Raw genomic sequence first — 14516 nt, forward strand, 5'->3', positions numbered from 1 at the left:
ACGCCGAGCTATGCTAATAGACATATAGCTTATGTCGAATCCGACAGCGACAACTGAATCCGGCAGCATCCCTAAGGGGGCCGGCCTTAAACGGAACCACAACCATGTCGATACCGAACCCTTTTCATAAAGCCGCCGCTCTCGACGAGGTGCTTCTCGACGTAGCGACGCTGATCGAACTCAGCCCGCACGACCGCAAAGTCGCCGAAAGCCGCTACCGCCGGCTCAAGACGCACCTTGAGCGTCGTGGGAGTCCTCTCGCGCAGTACCTCGTCGATGGGGTCAGCCTGATTTATGCGCAGGGATCGGTCGCGACGAGCACCACAATCATTAGCGGCACAGACGACGACCGGTTCGATGTTGACGCCATCGTCGAGATCGACGTGCCCCCAGATTGGGACAACAGCCGCGCGCTCGACCTTCTGGAAGACTCCCTCCAAGGATTTCCGGGCGTTACCAAAATCGTGCGTTGCACACGCTGCGTGCAGCTTCAATTTCCGTTCATGCACATGGACGTGACAATCCTAGATCGGCGGCAACGTCTGGCCGTCGCCCGCGCCGGCGAGATTTTTCATTCGCCGGATACTGGGCTGGCGTCGCGGGTACCGTCGAACCCATGGGGCTTCACTGACTGGTTCCGCAAGCAGGTCCGGGCTGGTCAGGAACTGTTCACCGAGACGCTGCGGCGTCACCGCAGCACAGTCTCACAGAACCGCCTGCGCTATTTGGATGAGGAGGAGCGGCTTGTTGTCGCCAAAGCCGACCAGCAGGAGCTGCCGCCGGCGATCCCGAACCTTATCGACGCGCAGGAGGCAGTCGCTCTCAAGCTTCTCAAGCGCTATTTGAATTTGCATTACGAGAACTCGACACTGCCACGACCACCCTCGATCTACCTGACTAAGCGGGCCGGAAGCGCCGGCTATGAACCGCTCGGCCTTACCGTCCAGCTCTATGTGCTAGCCGAGAGCACGGCGAAGATTTTGCGCCAGCATCTTGCGAACGGCACGCGCCCAGAAGAGAACAACCCCTCCTATCCTCCTGACCGCATCAATGACCGCTGGCCGCGCCCTAATGCAGCCGGGCTCGCCGATACGAAGGAACTGGCCGAAGCGCTGGAGCATCTTGGAGCACGCCTGGAATTTATGGAGAAGGCGTCGCTCACCGACATCGCCAACACTATCGACGAGCTGTTCGGTGAGCGTGTCGGCAAGGAGCAACGCGCGATCCTGAAAGAGCGTTACGACCGGCGTGGTCGTGCTGCACCTGTGCTTTCCGAACCGCGCACCGGCGGCATCTACGCTCCGGCCGTCGCCGTCGCGTCCGAGCAGATGCGTGAGGTGCCGCGTCACAATTTCCACCCCTTCATCCTTGGCGAGGTTAAAGGCGAAAAGGATGAAGAATAGCGGGACGCGTTCGCCCGATGCCCAGCTCAAGGCGATGGTTTCTCTTTGGCCGGACTTTCAGGGGAAGAAGCTGGGCGACGGCACACTCTTGTGGCGTGGCCCACTGCGCCCCAAGGCGCAGTTCTATGAGGTTTGCCTCTTCTGGAAGCCCGGCGCGATGTCGCTCCCATATGTGATGGTCGTCGATCCTCAGCTGCGGCCTCGTCCGGGAGGAACCTTTGAAGAAATTCCACACTTAATCTTCGACTCCAATGATCCGACCCGCTCTGGCCTGTGTCTGTTTGACCCGGAGGGCGGCGAGTGGTCGGCCGCTCGCCTGATCGCGGAGACCACAATCGTCTGGGCGGCTGAATGGCTCGCCTATTATGAACTCTGGCACCTGACCAGTGAATGGCTCGCGCCCAGCGTCGGCTATGAGAGCGTGGCACGGATGCACGACGCCGATGCACGGATTATCCGGGACACTAAAGCGTATGTTCACAAACCGTCGAGCGAATAGTCTGGTCACCCGGCGCGCGCGTCAGTCCTGGCCGGCGGGGAAACCGTTTAAGATTCTGTCACTCGACGGGGGCGGGATCAGGGGTATTTACACTGCAGAGATCCTGCGGCGCTGTGAGGAGAGTTTTTGCCGCGGCGCGCCGCTCGCACGATATTTCGACATGATCGCCGGCACGTCGACTGGCGGCATCATCGCTCTCGGTCTAGGACTCGGCATTCCAACCGCCGAGATCGTCGGCTTCTATCGCGATGATGGCCGGAAGATATTTCCGCCGTTGCCGGACGGCTTTGTCGGTCGGTTACAAAGCTTCATACGATCCCTTAATGGACCAAAACTGGTTCACACTGAATTGGAAGAGGCTCTTAAGCGCCGGTTCGTCGACCATCTTCTCGGCGAGTCCATGACCCGATTGGTCATCCCAGCCTTCATGATGCCGAAGACCGAAATCGCAGTCTTTAAGACCGATCATCACGAGGATTTCAGCAACGATTACGCGACCCCAATGTGGCAGGTTGCGCGGGCGACATCGGCGGCACCGACTTATCTCAAGGGACTTGAGCACGAAGAGAGCGGACAAATTTTCATCGACGGCGGCGTATGGGCCAACAACCCGATAATGGTCGGGCTCGTCGATGCCGTGACGGACTACGACATCGATTTCGACCAGGTCAGCGTCTTCAGCATTGGCACCGGCAACGCGCCTTTCACATTACGCAAGCCAGATGTGTTCCGGGGACTGATCGCGTGGCGGGAGGCGATCAAAGCAGCAATGTTCCTAACCACCGACAATGCAACGGCTCAGGCGAAGTTGCTGCTCGGGCCTGACCGATGCCTGCGAATTGAACCATCCGAAGCAGATTCGGCAATCGAGTTGGACGACTATGATACGGCATTCGCTCGCTTGCCGGATCTTGCTGCCGAACAATTTGAAAGTAAGCGTGCCGAGATTGAACGGTTCTTCGATGGTGTGGTTGCGCCGCGCGAGCGGCACTACGACCGCTAACGTCAAAGCGGGTACGCATACTTTGCTGGGGATGGAAAAAGCAAAGCTATTCCCCGGGAGCTAGTGAGCGGCGCGCCATTGGGCGAGTGTCTTGATCTTGGATGTGTGGCGCTGCGCGGTGATTTGGTCGCGCTTGCGCTCGAACATGATCTTGCGAAGCGACCCGGCGAACGACGCCGATTGCGTGGTCGCGGCCTTCTCGATCGCGTTGCGCTCCGCGCGTGAGAGGGTCTTGAAGATGCGTCGCGCCTGCGCGCGCCGGTAGACCTCGTACGCGGCGCGCTCATCCTCCGCCTCCCGTTCTTGTCTCACTTTCGCTTCGGATTTCTTCGCGGCACCCCGCGCAGCCTTACCCGAGAGGTAGGGAGCAAGGTACTGGCGCACGCCCCCGAGGGTCTGCACGTCGAATTTGGTGCGCTTCGCCTCGGCGAGCGCATAGTCGAAGAAGGCGGGCATTTCCTCGAAGCCGATCTGGGCAAGAAGGCTCTTGGCGGTCTCGACCTCCTTTGAACTGACATAGGCCTGCGACTCGACCTTGCGGCCGGTGCGCTTCTCGACGAAGAGGTAGGCGACGCGCAACGGCTCTGCGACTCTGCGCTGGTCGTTGGCGAAGTCCCATTGCAATTCGCCCTGTGACCGGTTGCGGTAGAAGCGATCATAGTCGCGGAAGAAGCCCGCCCCAGGGCAGAAGGCGATGACGAAACCGGCCTCGTTCCCCTTGGCTTTGCTGATGCGGAAGGAAGAAAGGAATCGGGTGGCGACGAGCTGCTCCAGATGCGGCCCCAGTCGCTCCTGGATCTTCGACGCGTGCTTCGCCGTCGCCAGCCCCCCGAGCCATTCGAGGCACATGTCGTCGTAGCGTTTTTGGAACTCAAGCTTCGACCGATTGCGGCCGTCATAGAGATTGGCGAAGTGGAAGAAGGCGCGCATGTAGAGCGCCTGGCCGATGGTGCCCAGCTCCTGCATCAGGGTGAAGTTGAGGCAGGTGAAATGATCCTCCCCAAGCGACCGAACGATCGGTTCGGCCAGGGTGATGGTGCAGGCTTCGATCGGGTCGCTGGCGAACTCGCGACGCTCGATGAGAATCTCCGGGAAGATGTTGAAGGAGTGCTCGATATGCCGGCCGTTCTCCTTTTTGAAATGAGTGCGGACGAAGGTGTAATGAATCTCATGCAGCGCGCGGGCGAGCTGCTCGCTGTCGCGGCCCCCCCATTCCTTACGGCCGATGAGCCGGCCGATCTCCCGCCGGGTGAAGGAGATTTCGTTGCGGATGGGGCGGCCGTAGTCGGAATGCTTCTTGAGGAGTGCGATGAAAATTTTGTGCGCCAAGGGGCCGGGCTGCCCGAGCGATGGATCGGGGCGGATGGTGATGTGCCGCTCGGTCTCTCCTCGGCGCAGCTGTATCTCGTCGGTGCGCTTGGCGGCCGCGCGCTGGTCATGGCAGAAGAGCGCGCCGGCGACGCGCAGTAGGGTGCTCTCCATGAAGAGTTTTTCCTCGGTCGGGGTCTGCAGCTCCTCCTTGCTGTCGGTTGCGCGCATATCCTCAAAGTATAGCTTGCGACAGCCGTCGTTCCCTGTCGCGACAGGCCGCGACACTGTGGAGAACTCTTACTGCTGATGTTGCTGGGGGAACTGCTGCGACGCCTGGTGCGGGTCTGGCGATCCGAGCAACGGTGCCAGCATCCGTTGCAACCCGCCGATGAGCACGTTGGTCTCTCGGCTGCGCTCGGTTAGTTCCTTGATTTGCGCGTCCTTGGTTGAGACCTGTCCGCGTAAAAAGTCGACCTCGCTTTCGAGGCGGGCGACATAGCGCGTGTCGGCGTCGGTTGTCGCGACCTGTCGCACCTTGTCGTCGCCTGTCGCGGCTGCTGTCGCACCTTGTCGCTCGTCATTTCCTAGGTTTTCATCGTGCATGTCGCCGCTTGTCGCGACATGTCGCGACTTGTCGTCGCCTGTCGCTGCCACATGTCGTGGCTTGTCGTGGCTCGAAAAGCTCGAATTATCGATGCCGACCTGTCGCGACATGTCGCGACTTGTCGCCTCGTTGATTTCCTGAACGTAGGCGATGTGTTTGTCGATCGACGCCGGCGTGATGAGGTACTTCTCGCCGAACGGCGTTTCGATCAGCCGAGCGTCAATGTGGCCCTTGGCGGCGTAACGCTGTACGCTGCGGGGCGTCCGGGGGAGCCCGGCGCGGGCGTATCGTTCCAGGGCCTCGTCGATGGTGAGGGTGAAGTCCGTGTCGGGGGTTGTCGCGACATGTCGCGGCTGGTCTTCCATGGGGGAATGATACCCCGACCCCTCGCACACCTCTCGGGGTTGTCCACAGACTTGAAATTGGGGTTCGTTCCATGAATAATCGCTTGAAATGATGTTGTTTACATTTGCTCAATTTGCTTAGCATTCGCCTGTTGGAAAATGGAGAACGAGTTGATGCAAGCTACGGCGTTTATCGCCTATCCTGCTGGACGTCCGATAATCTCAGAAGCCATCAACGATGCGGTCGAGCGCTCCAATAAAAGGAGCCTGCTCCTGCGTGCGTGGGAAAAAGTGAAGATCGTCGGCCTCAAACTGGACGACTTGATCAGGGAAGAGATTGCGTCAGCAAATGTCTTAGTGGCGGACGTAACGTATCCCAATTTCAATGTATATTACGAAATGGGCTATGCCGCCGCTCTAGGGAAGCCCGTGATACCCACTATCAACACTGCGGTTGAGAAGGCAATGCACAGATTGCAGGAGGTAGGGCTCTTCGACACGATTGGCTGGGCGTCCTACAACAATTCCCATGAACTTACTGAAAAGCTCGATGATTGGTCGGATGTATCGTGGCGTAATAACTATCAACGGCGACGGGATTATACGCAGCCGCTGTTCTTATTGGATACGCTCGTCAAAACTGATTTCAGAAACCACATCGTGCATGCGGTGGTCAATTCAGATGTAAATATGCGCAGTTTTGACCCCGCAGAAGTCCCGCGCCTAACTGCTGCCCAAGCGATTGCAGATGTGTCGGCATCCGCGGGCATCATCGTGCCGATTTTGAGCGAGGAAATTGCTGACCATCACAAGCACAACCTTCGGGCAGCATTCATTATTGGACTGTCGCACGGTTTTGAAATTGAACCACTCGCTATTCAGTATGACAATGGGCCCGCACCCGTTGACTACCGAGATTTTATTACCAACTCCACCTTTCGTGGCGAGACTATCAAGCATGTCGAAGAGTACTGTCGGCAGACATTGATTAGGAATCAGCAGGCCTCGGCCCGTAGTCGCCAAATTGAAATGGGTCTCCTGGCGCAGATTGATTTGGGTTCACCTGCCGCCGAAAATGAGACCCAGCAATTGAAATATTATTTTGTGCAGACGGCCGAATATGCGCGAGCGTTGCGGGCGGAAGGTGCAGTCATCACCGGGCGAAAGGGGTCTGGCAAATCGGCGATTTATTTTCAAGTTGCGGATGATCTAACACGAGAGAAACGACGATGTGTTGTGGATTTGCGGCCAGCATCCCACAACCTCAGCGAAATGCGAGAGGCATTGCTAAGCGTTGTAAATGCAGGAATTCTGGACCACACAGTTGCAGCCTTCTGGCAGTACATAATGTATGTCGAGATTCTGCTGAAGCTTCGCGAGATGGTCTTACCGCGCGCTAAGAATGATTTCTCACTACAAGAGCGTATTCGTAACATTGAAGAGCAATTTGAGCTTGATGAGAGCATTGTTGCTGGGGACTTCACTTCGAGGTTGGAGACGGCCGTCCGAACGGTTATCGAAGCGACATCAAGAATCACCCGTGCGGCGGATGTGAAGACCCAACTCACAAACTTGCTTTTTGAGCAGCCGATCCCCAAGCTCCGCGACGCGGTTCTTTCATTTCATGACATGTTTGATGCTATCGCTGTATTGATCGATGATCTTGATAAAGGTTGGCCGCCGCGACGGATCGAAGCGCAAGATGTAGGCTCAATCAAGCACCTGATTGAAGTCTTGAATAAGATGCAACGCGATCTATCGCGGCGTCGAATGACGATGAAGCATTTGGTGTTCTTACGAAGCGATATCTACGAACGTCTGGTTGAGGAAACCTCTGACAGGGGCAAATACAATGTCATTAAAGTAGACTGGTCAGACCCGCAGCAGCTCGAACACCTGCTTCGCCAGCGGATAGAAAGCAATCTGGACAAAAAAAATTGGGATCAGGGGTGGGAGGCCATCAACCCAACTCTTAGTTCTGGCGGAAAAGCAATTGACGACATGATTGCCGCGTCGCTCCGGAGGCCAAGGTTCCTGATCGATCTGTGTGAGCGAACGTTGTCATTCGCTGTGAATCGCGGACACAGCTTTGTTAACGAAGCAGATGTCGATGAAGGTATGCGCCAGATGTCACTCTACCTCGTATCGGATTTCGGTTACGAGATGAGGGACGTTACAGGTTCGCCGGAAGACATACTTTATTCATTTATTGGTGTACCCGCGATAATGCCACCGGCGCAGGTCGATGCGATTCTCGATCGCAACACTGTAGACATTGGCAAGCCGGAGATGATCGATCTTCTCCTCTGGTATGGGTTTCTCGGCGTAGCTACACAATTTGATAAACCGATATTCATATATGACCGTGCTTACGATTTCAGGCGATTGGAAGCCGAAAGGACTGGGGCGGGAGGCGATTTGATGTACGCCGTAAATCCCGCCTTTTTGAAAGGTTTGACCAAAGATTGAGGATTGCTCTTTTGCATGGCGGCACCTCCAAAAGGCGGCTAGCTTGAACTCTCGACATCTCCCTTACCAAGGAAGTGAGTGCGTTGAGAAACACACCGTCGCTATCCATGGTGAATGCGCCGCCCGTGGGCGTTACTGCAGCGGTGCCAACTTTACCCGCAGCCCGTCGCGTGGCAGTGGGATCGGCCAATACTTCCAGCCTGGTTTGTAGTTGGGAGGGGCGGAGACAGCTTCGGCCGATAGCAGGTGGTACGCGAAACATTTGGCCTGCATGTAGGCGAACCGCGAACCAAGGCACATACGGGCGCCGCCGCCGAATGCGATGAACGCAAATTTGTGCCGCGCTGCGATCGCCTCGTTAGTAAAGCGTAACGGATCGAACCTCTCCGGCTCCGGCCATACGTCCGGCATGTGATGCGTATAGAGAGCGTTGACGGCAATATGCGCTCCTTGAGGGATGCGGAATCCCCCGAACTCTGTGTCGCGTACGGCGCGGCGAAGAATCGACGGCGCGGGCGGGATGAGTCGCAACGACTCGTTGAATGCCATTTCGGTCAGTGGAAGATCATCGAGACGTTCGTAGGGCAACGGCTCGCCTTCAGCGAGGTCGAGCGCACAAACCTCCTCCCGCAGTTTCTCCTGCCAGTCGGGATTGACCGAGAGAAAATAGACGAACGAGGTAAGGGACGAGGCGAGCGTATCGTGCGCCGCCATCATCAGGAAACTCATGTGGTCTAACACTTCCTGCGGCGTCAGAAGCGCTCCGTCGTCGGTGGTCGTCTTGCAGAGATGGGTGAAGAGATCATGTCCATCGTTAGCGCGGCGGGCGGCGACCTGGCTGCCCAAATACCTGATCATGAACTCGCGCGCCTTAACGCCTCGGCGCATCTGCGTGCCCGGAATGGGTCGGCGCACCACGCCGACGCAGGCCGCGATCATGTCGACATAGGCTTGCTTGATCGCGTCCAGGTCAGGGCCGCATTCGTCGCCGAGAAAGGAGACGGCGGCGAGGTCCAGAGTCATCTTTTTGATTGCCGGGTACAAGCGGAAATTGGGCGGCGCGTTCATCCAAGCGGCAACCGCCGAGCCGATGCCTCGGTTGAGGCTCTCCAGATACGATCTCATCGGCTCGGGCTTGAATGCGACGGCAAGCGCCTTGCGATGCACGCGATGCTCATCGAAGTCGCGCATTATCAGGCCGCCTGGGAAGAGCAGAGCGAACACGCGCTCCCACCCGTGTTTCGAGGAGAAAAGCTTCTCGTGATCCTGCAGGACGAATTCATTGGCGTCGGGGCCGAGCAGCGAAACCGTTCTCCCGCCGAAGGAATAGGTGCGGTGTACCGGGCCGTATCGTTTGGCGAAACGCTCCGCCGTGCCTTTTGGGTCAGCGAGATATCGCAGCGTGTTGCCGATGAGCGGCCAACCGTCGGTGCCCGGAATATGGGCAAGCGCGCTAAGGGGCGGGTCACGAACAGTCATATGAGAAACAACCTTCAATCGAGCGATCAAGAATAATCGTTTAATGCCGGACGCGACACGCCGCGACAAGGGGCACGCGGTCGCGGCATGTCGTGGCTCGTCGTGCTGGGGCGCGGTTCGTCTGGATGGGTCGTGGCGCTCCGTCGGTCATTGTTGCGCACCAAAGGCCTTGGCCAAGTCGCGCACTGCGGTCTGGAAGGCGTCGCGCAGGCGCCACCACAAGAGTTGGAATGGCGCCTGGGCATGCATGCGCCGGAAGTATTCCTCTTGTTCTTGGGCGAAGCGCTCGCGGTCGCCGCGGGTGCGCGCCATGAATTCGTCGAAGGTCTCCTCGCGCGGCGGGGGAGGAGGCCGACGACCGGACGGACCTGCCGATCGGCGCCCGCCGCCAGCAGCTCGCGCGCGCGGCGATTCCGCCTGGCTGAATCGAGCTTCTACATATTCCAGTGCCGCCGACAGCTGAATGAACGCCTCGTGCGATCCGGTCCGTTTGTTGTCGGGATGCAGCTTCTTTGCGCGACGGCGGTAGGCGGATCTGATTTCGGCCATCGTCGCCGACCTCGGGACGCCGAGAATTGCATAGGGGTCGGTGCTCGACATACTGCCGAACGCGCGTTAGTTGCCGCGCACGGTGAGTGGCGCGTCGGTCTGAAGCGGCACGGCGAGAAAGTTGTTCTCGTTCGCGACCATGACGGTGATCGTCACCGGCACGGTCGACATGCCGGCAACGTCGCCCGGCTTGCACGCCCACTTCTCGAGAGTGATGGCGCCCGAGACGCGCCCCTTGTCAGGCACGAAGCGCATCACGCGATCGCGATAAGACTTGTTGCGCTGCAGCTGGATCGCGAGCGCATCGTCGAACAGCTCGATACCTGTGCCGCTCTCGACCCCCGAGCAGGGGCCGATCGAAATACCGGTGCGCTTCACTGCGATGCTAAGCGGAATGCCCGAATTATTTTCGATTGTGTAGGAGAGGCGAGCAGGGAGCGGTTCCGGGTCGCCCATCGGCGTGCCCTGCACGTACAGCGTCTGGCTCTGCACGAGCACGCTGTTCACGGTGAGCTTCAATGCATCGGCCTTGAATCGGTTGATGAAACTGTCGGGCGTGATGTCGTCGGCGAGCGCGATCGACGGGATGAGCGCGAGTGCGATGGCAATGATTCGCATGAATGCCCCCTGGCATGATGAGAAAGGGAAGCGCGGCAGCCGCGGTGAGTCAAGGCGCCGGGCGGCACGGGCAACATGCGAATTGATATGAAATGAGCGCCCGAAGGCGCTCATATGAGGTCGATGCTCGGCACGTCCTTTTCGTCCATCAGGACGGTCAGCACGTGGAGTGCATCCACAGTGATATCTCCGAGGAATGACACGACGTTAGTCACGCCATGCTCGAAGGCCAGCAGCACCTGGAGCGGGTCGCGGGCGACATATATCGTGTCACCCTGCTCGATCCGGTGGCCGTTGAAGATCACCGTGTCGGGCCGGAAGCCGTTGGGAAAGATCAGCGTCGGCGTCTCGTCCTTCACCGCGCGGCCGCAGTAGGCGAGCAGCGTTCCGGCACGGTCGTGGACGGGAATCGCCAATCGGCTGCGCATGATGCCTTTCGGCGCGAAGCCTGCCCCGAAGTGCTCGCACGTCTCCGCCGTCACCCCCAGAGCCTGCACCGCCTCGTGAGACGGTTGCAGATACTCCAGGGGCTTCAGCCCTTCCTTACCGGAGAGGGGCTGGGGGGAACTGTTCCGAGGAACCGTCGCTTCGGCTTCGGAACGTTTGCCGGAGATTCCCACGCTCGCGGCGATGAATTCAGCCGCTTCACGCACAGAGCAATTCTTGATCCGCGAGACCAAGGTGAGCATGTCACCGCCCGTCCGGCATTTGCCGAAGCAGTAGTAGACGCCCTTGGCCGGCGTGACGACGAAGGCTCTATCGCCGCCGTCCTTGCAGATCGGGCAGACGCCTCGAAGTTGCGAGCCGTGCCTTTTCAGTGCAATGCCTACCAATGGCAGCGCTCGCTCAATAGAAACCTTGTCTTTTATCTCTGCGAAGGATAGTGTTGCTGTGGACATTGCGCCCTCCTCTTCTGCTCTACTGCTAGTATAGATGGCAGATGCGCGCGCGATGGAGGTTGTGCACATGCCGACACAGAGGAGAAACGACAGCAAGTCGAAGGGGTCCCGCCCGGTGTATCATGCGCGGGCGAAGCAATCGCCTGACAGCGATTACATGACTACGATCGGCGCCGCCTGGCGTTTCAATGAAGGCGAAGGGCTGGTCGTGCGGCTGCACTTCATGCCGCTCGACGGGCAATTCATTCTCGTTCCGCCAAAAGAGCGGGAGGAGTGAGGTAAGAGCCACACGCACGCGTGTGGCTCTGGGCTTTCAGTTTGTGCGCAGAAGGGAAATAGCGTTTCGCATATTCTGTGCTGACTGGAAGGCCGGTACAAGGCCGAATGAGAGGACAGTTCTTGCTAACGGCACTTGCCGGCGCGAGCCAACGCTGCTGTCTTGAGCTGTTGGTCGATTGATAATTTGAGAGGGGAAGGATGTTATGAAAACGGGATCAATGATTGCCGCCTTCGTGTTCGCCGTGTTGGTTGCATGTAAGTCTGCAAACGCATTTTGCCTCTTTGCTTGCACTCCCACAGAAGCCAACGCGCGATCGGTATTTGAACATCAGTTTCTGCGCAGTTTATATCATAATGAAAAGTACAGCATTAGCAGTTTCCAAAAGGTCAGCGAACGCGAGCAGAAGGTACCGCAAGCCGTCGTCTATACGATTTTTGCTAATGTGACAGTTGTGTTCCCGGAAGGTGCTAATCGGTTATGCAATCGAGAAGAAGGTTTTTCATTTGAAAAATTGCAGGCGATTGGGAACGAGTGCAATTCGGTGATGGCCATGACAAATCCAACCTTTGTGGGCTATGTCGCGCCAGGAGGGAGCAAGACGTTCAATAATCTACGGTTCGATTTTCTTAAGACGGATAAGGGTTGGCGAGGCATGGACGGCGCGACTTATTGATGCCGTCGTGAGTCAAACTGAGGTGAATTGCCGTCGAAAGATAGATTGTCATATCCGACGCGCTCCCATGGAAGCGTGAACATGCGTCCCGTCGGCGCGGGTGCTTTCAGAAAGTTTGCGAGGTCGGGGCGGCAGGCGAATGCAAACATTTTCGAACGGCCGTCGCGCGCAATGCCGCGCAGCTCCTCCTTGATGGCGCGCATGCGTTGTTCGTTGATCGTCACGAACAGCACAGTGAGATTATCGATGCCGAGATGTTCGTCGATGACGCATGCGGAGACGATCTCGCGATAGGCGATGATCTTCGAGTGGATGATCGTCGGGATGCTCTCGGTGTTCATATCGGCTTCGAGCGCGTAGTAGCGACCTCCAAGACTGAAGAGCGCATCAGGTTCGATCCATTTGGGTGCGCCGGGCACGTCGGGCACCGGGACACGAAGCGGATATTTGAGTTTCTGGATTGCCGCGGGCGCGGTTTTGATGATCTCAATATGATTAAGGAAGGGTGCGGCTGCGCCGCGCGCGCCGATCTCGATGTCGAGCGCGATGTCGGATGCCATGTGATCGTGCGCCAGCCGAATGAGGCGCGAGGGCATGGTGCTGTTGCCGCCGACCCTCGAATTGAAAACCCATTCGGCGTTGGGCAGAAGGCCCTTGCTGATGAGAAGAAGCGCGCCTTCTTCGGCAAGCTGGTACAGCTCATCTCGAGCGAGATAGTTCGCGAATGTCGTTTCCTGGCTCAAGCGCCGCAGCCATTTGCGATCGTCATGGAACAGGGCGGTCAGTCGATCGCGCGTCCGCTGGGCATAGCGACGGTCGTAGGCTACGAGCTGCTTCGTCGTGAGTTGCGCGTAGCGGCTCAACGGCTCGAAGATGCCGAAGATGTCGTTGTCCGTGATCTTGGTTCGCTGGCCGTTGGGCTCGGGCGCGCGCCGGCTGCGATTCCTTCGTGGATTAGTCGCGCTCATAAGGGAGGGTACATACGCGCGCCGCGGAGAAAATAAACGTAATGCATGTAACTCCGAGCGCCTGCATACGCCGCGGCGGAATGCCATGCGTCACGCGTAATTTTATCATGAGCGGTCTCGGAGAGGGGATCGCGCCGGAGACGTGTACAAAAAATGGCTATGTAGGGCGACATATGTCCTGAAGGCGTAACTATTGACAAATCAATATGTTATGCTAACATTCTTCGCAGTTCCAGCTCCTTCACATCCCCGCATTTGCCGTGGCCACTGGCTGCCCACTCATGGGCCGTCGCTGGCCATGGCAAACCCTCGTCGAGGGAGCCCGCTGGCGCAAAAGGAGATGACGCCATGACCACAGTCATGACCCCATCGACCATCACCTCGGGCCAGATCGGCAAGGCGCAGGAGCTTCTCGAAGCCCGCTTGCGTAAGTCGGGATTCCCGAGCGCCGCCGTTCAGCAGGTGCTCGAAATGCAGGGCGACGTGCTCGCGGCTGAGTGGCTTGCCGCGATCCAAAAACGCGTGGACGCGATTAGCGACATGATCGTGCGCTGCGTGCGCGTCAATCGCTCCCGCAGCCCGCAAGAGGCGCTCGCCGCCACCGGCCGCAAGCAATACGTCACTGACGCTGTGGTGGCCGACATGCCCCGCGGCGACGGCGACGAAGCCGAGATCTTCTTCTTCAAGGTCGGTCGCTGGATCAGCGACGATGATCTGGAGAAGGAGTACTCCTCGCGCGGGCTCGTTCCCGCCGATCCGTTCTCCTTGGCGGCTGTCAACGAGGTTGACGCGACTTTCGCCGACGATCACCCCAATGGGACGCACTGGAAGGACGCGGACGGTAAGTGGTGCTTTGCCACGTTCTACCGCTGGAGCGATGACGAGCGCAGCGTGAGCGTCGGTCGCGGCGTCAGCGGGTGGCTCGGCAGCTGGTGGTTTGCGGGTCGTCGCAAGTAGCTCTCGGTGCTTCGTGCCTTCGCTCTTGCACTTAGGCTTTTGCCCTTTGTCCTCGCGCCGGAAACGGCGCGGGGATTTTGTTTGCTATAGTTCAGATGGTAGTAGGCGAATATGCGAGCGGCCACGGCCGCAGGATAGTCTTGTATCTGAACCGGCCCGCGCCATGTGTTTTCTTCGGATGAACCGACAGCTGAGTGGTTGATGACAATCTTGTAAGAGGAGGAAATCATGGCCAATAGCGTTTACAAGGTCATAGAGATTATCGGCACTAGCCCAGTATCTTGGGAGGCCGCTGCACAAGCCGCAGTCGAGCGCGCGTCAAAAACGTTGCGAGATTTGCGTGTTGCAACAGTTACCGAACAGGACGTTCAAATAAAGGACGGGAAAGTGGAGTCCTTCCGTACAAAATTGAAGGTGTCGTTCAAATTCGAAGAAGAGCCGTAGAGTGTTCCTTTTCCCG

The 14516-nt window shown here is 58.1% G+C and carries 15 protein-coding genes; 8 read left to right on the top strand and 7 right to left on the bottom strand.

The annotated features are described in order from the left end of the window. Positions 1-104: 104 nt before the first annotated feature. The 3 genes from ACR65W_RS00835 to ACR65W_RS00845 are packed head-to-tail and all read left to right on the top strand — an operon-like array spanning position 105 to position 2905. Positions 105-1403: a nucleotidyltransferase domain-containing protein gene (locus ACR65W_RS00835; RefSeq protein WP_434500522.1), complete on the top strand. Its 1299-nt coding sequence runs from the start codon at positions 105-107 to the stop codon at positions 1401-1403. After that, positions 1393-1902, top strand: coding sequence for a hypothetical protein (locus tag ACR65W_RS00840; RefSeq protein WP_434500523.1), 510 nt, complete (start codon positions 1393-1395; stop codon positions 1900-1902). The genes ACR65W_RS00835 and ACR65W_RS00840 overlap by 11 nt, the downstream gene beginning before the upstream one ends. After that, positions 1877-2905: a CBASS cGAMP-activated phospholipase gene (locus ACR65W_RS00845; protein ID WP_434500524.1), complete on the top strand. Its 1029-nt coding sequence runs from the start codon at positions 1877-1879 to the stop codon at positions 2903-2905. The genes ACR65W_RS00840 and ACR65W_RS00845 overlap by 26 nt, the downstream gene beginning before the upstream one ends. A 60-nt stretch (positions 2906-2965) precedes the next feature. On the opposite strand, the gene ACR65W_RS00850 is transcribed toward ACR65W_RS00845, so the two are convergent. Together ACR65W_RS00850 and ACR65W_RS00855 are read right to left on the bottom strand one after the other, a co-directional pair. Beyond that, positions 2966-4444 carry a hypothetical protein gene (locus tag ACR65W_RS00850; RefSeq protein WP_434500525.1) on the bottom strand — a complete coding sequence of 493 codons (1479 nt, stop codon included), beginning with the start codon at positions 4442-4444 and terminating at the stop codon, positions 2966-2968. A 69-nt stretch (positions 4445-4513) separates the two neighbouring features. Next, entirely contained in the window at positions 4514-5185 is a 672-nt protein-coding gene (locus ACR65W_RS00855; protein WP_434500526.1) for a hypothetical protein, read from the bottom strand. A 153-nt stretch (positions 5186-5338) separates the two neighbouring features. Here ACR65W_RS00855 and ACR65W_RS00860 point away from each other — a divergent pair, with 153 nt between their 5' ends. Next, complete coding sequence (locus tag ACR65W_RS00860) at positions 5339-7633, top strand: P-loop ATPase, Sll1717 family (RefSeq protein WP_434500546.1); 2295 nt, start codon at positions 5339-5341, stop codon at positions 7631-7633. Positions 7634-7765: 132 nt separating this feature from the next. Here ACR65W_RS00860 and ACR65W_RS00865 read toward each other — a convergent pair whose 3' ends face one another. From ACR65W_RS00865 to ACR65W_RS00880, 4 genes are all read right to left on the bottom strand, one after another. Continuing rightward, on the bottom strand, positions 7766-9112 hold the full coding sequence (locus tag ACR65W_RS00865; RefSeq protein WP_434500527.1) for a cytochrome P450: 1347 nt from the start codon (positions 9110-9112) through the stop codon (positions 7766-7768). Between the two features lie 147 nt (positions 9113-9259). Next, positions 9260-9712 (bottom strand): J domain-containing protein, encoded by a 453-nt coding sequence (locus tag ACR65W_RS00870; RefSeq protein ID WP_434500528.1) that lies wholly within the window; start codon positions 9710-9712, stop codon positions 9260-9262. A gap of 15 nt (positions 9713-9727) precedes the next feature. Then, positions 9728-10279, bottom strand: a complete 552-nt coding sequence (locus ACR65W_RS00875; RefSeq protein WP_434500529.1) for a hypothetical protein — start codon at positions 10277-10279, stop codon at positions 9728-9730. Positions 10280-10389: 110 nt separating this feature from the next. Next, entirely contained in the window at positions 10390-11178 is a 789-nt protein-coding gene (locus ACR65W_RS00880) for a CHC2 zinc finger domain-containing protein (protein WP_434500530.1), read from the bottom strand. A 67-nt stretch (positions 11179-11245) separates the two neighbouring features. On the opposite strand from ACR65W_RS00880, the gene ACR65W_RS00885 reads away from it, so the two are divergent. After that, complete coding sequence (locus ACR65W_RS00885; RefSeq protein WP_424375180.1) at positions 11246-11455, top strand: hypothetical protein; 210 nt, start codon at positions 11246-11248, stop codon at positions 11453-11455. A 205-nt stretch (positions 11456-11660) separates the two neighbouring features. Then, positions 11661-12131, top strand: coding sequence for a hypothetical protein (locus tag ACR65W_RS00890; protein ID WP_434500531.1), 471 nt, complete (start codon positions 11661-11663; stop codon positions 12129-12131). Here the strand turns inward: ACR65W_RS00890 and ACR65W_RS00895 are convergent. Then, positions 12125-13099, bottom strand: coding sequence for a replication-relaxation family protein (locus ACR65W_RS00895; RefSeq protein ID WP_434500532.1), 975 nt, complete (start codon positions 13097-13099; stop codon positions 12125-12127). The genes ACR65W_RS00890 and ACR65W_RS00895 overlap by 7 nt on opposite strands. Positions 13100-13447: 348 nt before the next feature. Here ACR65W_RS00895 and ACR65W_RS00900 point away from each other — a divergent pair, with 348 nt between their 5' ends. Continuing rightward, positions 13448-14056: a hypothetical protein gene (locus ACR65W_RS00900; protein WP_434500533.1), complete on the top strand. Its 609-nt coding sequence runs from the start codon at positions 13448-13450 to the stop codon at positions 14054-14056. Between the two features lie 228 nt (positions 14057-14284). Beyond that, positions 14285-14500, top strand: coding sequence for a dodecin family protein (locus ACR65W_RS00905; RefSeq protein WP_434500534.1), 216 nt, complete (start codon positions 14285-14287; stop codon positions 14498-14500). Positions 14501-14516 lie beyond the last annotated feature (16 nt).

Origin of the sequence: Methylocystis sp., assembly GCF_051062815.1 — a bacterium.
Classification (GTDB): domain Bacteria; phylum Pseudomonadota; class Alphaproteobacteria; order Rhizobiales; family Beijerinckiaceae; genus Methylocystis.

Bases quoted from the DNA above. Each gene is read 5' to 3' on its own strand.
- ACR65W_RS00835 (WP_434500522.1), top strand. From the start codon at position 105: ATGTCGATACCGAACCCTTTTCATAAAGCCGCCGCTCTCGACGAGGTG.
- ACR65W_RS00840 (WP_434500523.1), top strand. From the start codon at position 1,393: ATGAAGAATAGCGGGACGCGTTCGCCCGATGCCCAGCTCAAGGCGATG.
- ACR65W_RS00845 (WP_434500524.1), top strand. From the start codon at position 1,877: ATGTTCACAAACCGTCGAGCGAATAGTCTGGTCACCCGGCGCGCGCGT.
- ACR65W_RS00850 (WP_434500525.1), bottom strand. From the start codon at position 4,444: ATGCGCGCAACCGACAGCAAGGAGGAGCTGCAGACCCCGACCGAGGAA.
- ACR65W_RS00855 (WP_434500526.1), bottom strand. From the start codon at position 5,185: ATGGAAGACCAGCCGCGACATGTCGCGACAACCCCCGACACGGACTTC.
- ACR65W_RS00860 (WP_434500546.1), top strand. From the start codon at position 5,339: ATGCAAGCTACGGCGTTTATCGCCTATCCTGCTGGACGTCCGATAATC.
- ACR65W_RS00865 (WP_434500527.1), bottom strand. From the start codon at position 9,112: ATGACTGTTCGTGACCCGCCCCTTAGCGCGCTTGCCCATATTCCGGGC.
- ACR65W_RS00870 (WP_434500528.1), bottom strand. From the start codon at position 9,712: ATGTCGAGCACCGACCCCTATGCAATTCTCGGCGTCCCGAGGTCGGCG.
- ACR65W_RS00875 (WP_434500529.1), bottom strand. From the start codon at position 10,279: ATGCGAATCATTGCCATCGCACTCGCGCTCATCCCGTCGATCGCGCTC.
- ACR65W_RS00880 (WP_434500530.1), bottom strand. From the start codon at position 11,178: ATGTCCACAGCAACACTATCCTTCGCAGAGATAAAAGACAAGGTTTCT.
- ACR65W_RS00885 (WP_424375180.1), top strand. From the start codon at position 11,246: ATGCCGACACAGAGGAGAAACGACAGCAAGTCGAAGGGGTCCCGCCCG.
- ACR65W_RS00890 (WP_434500531.1), top strand. From the start codon at position 11,661: ATGAAAACGGGATCAATGATTGCCGCCTTCGTGTTCGCCGTGTTGGTT.
- ACR65W_RS00895 (WP_434500532.1), bottom strand. From the start codon at position 13,099: ATGAGCGCGACTAATCCACGAAGGAATCGCAGCCGGCGCGCGCCCGAG.
- ACR65W_RS00900 (WP_434500533.1), top strand. From the start codon at position 13,448: ATGACCACAGTCATGACCCCATCGACCATCACCTCGGGCCAGATCGGC.
- ACR65W_RS00905 (WP_434500534.1), top strand. From the start codon at position 14,285: ATGGCCAATAGCGTTTACAAGGTCATAGAGATTATCGGCACTAGCCCA.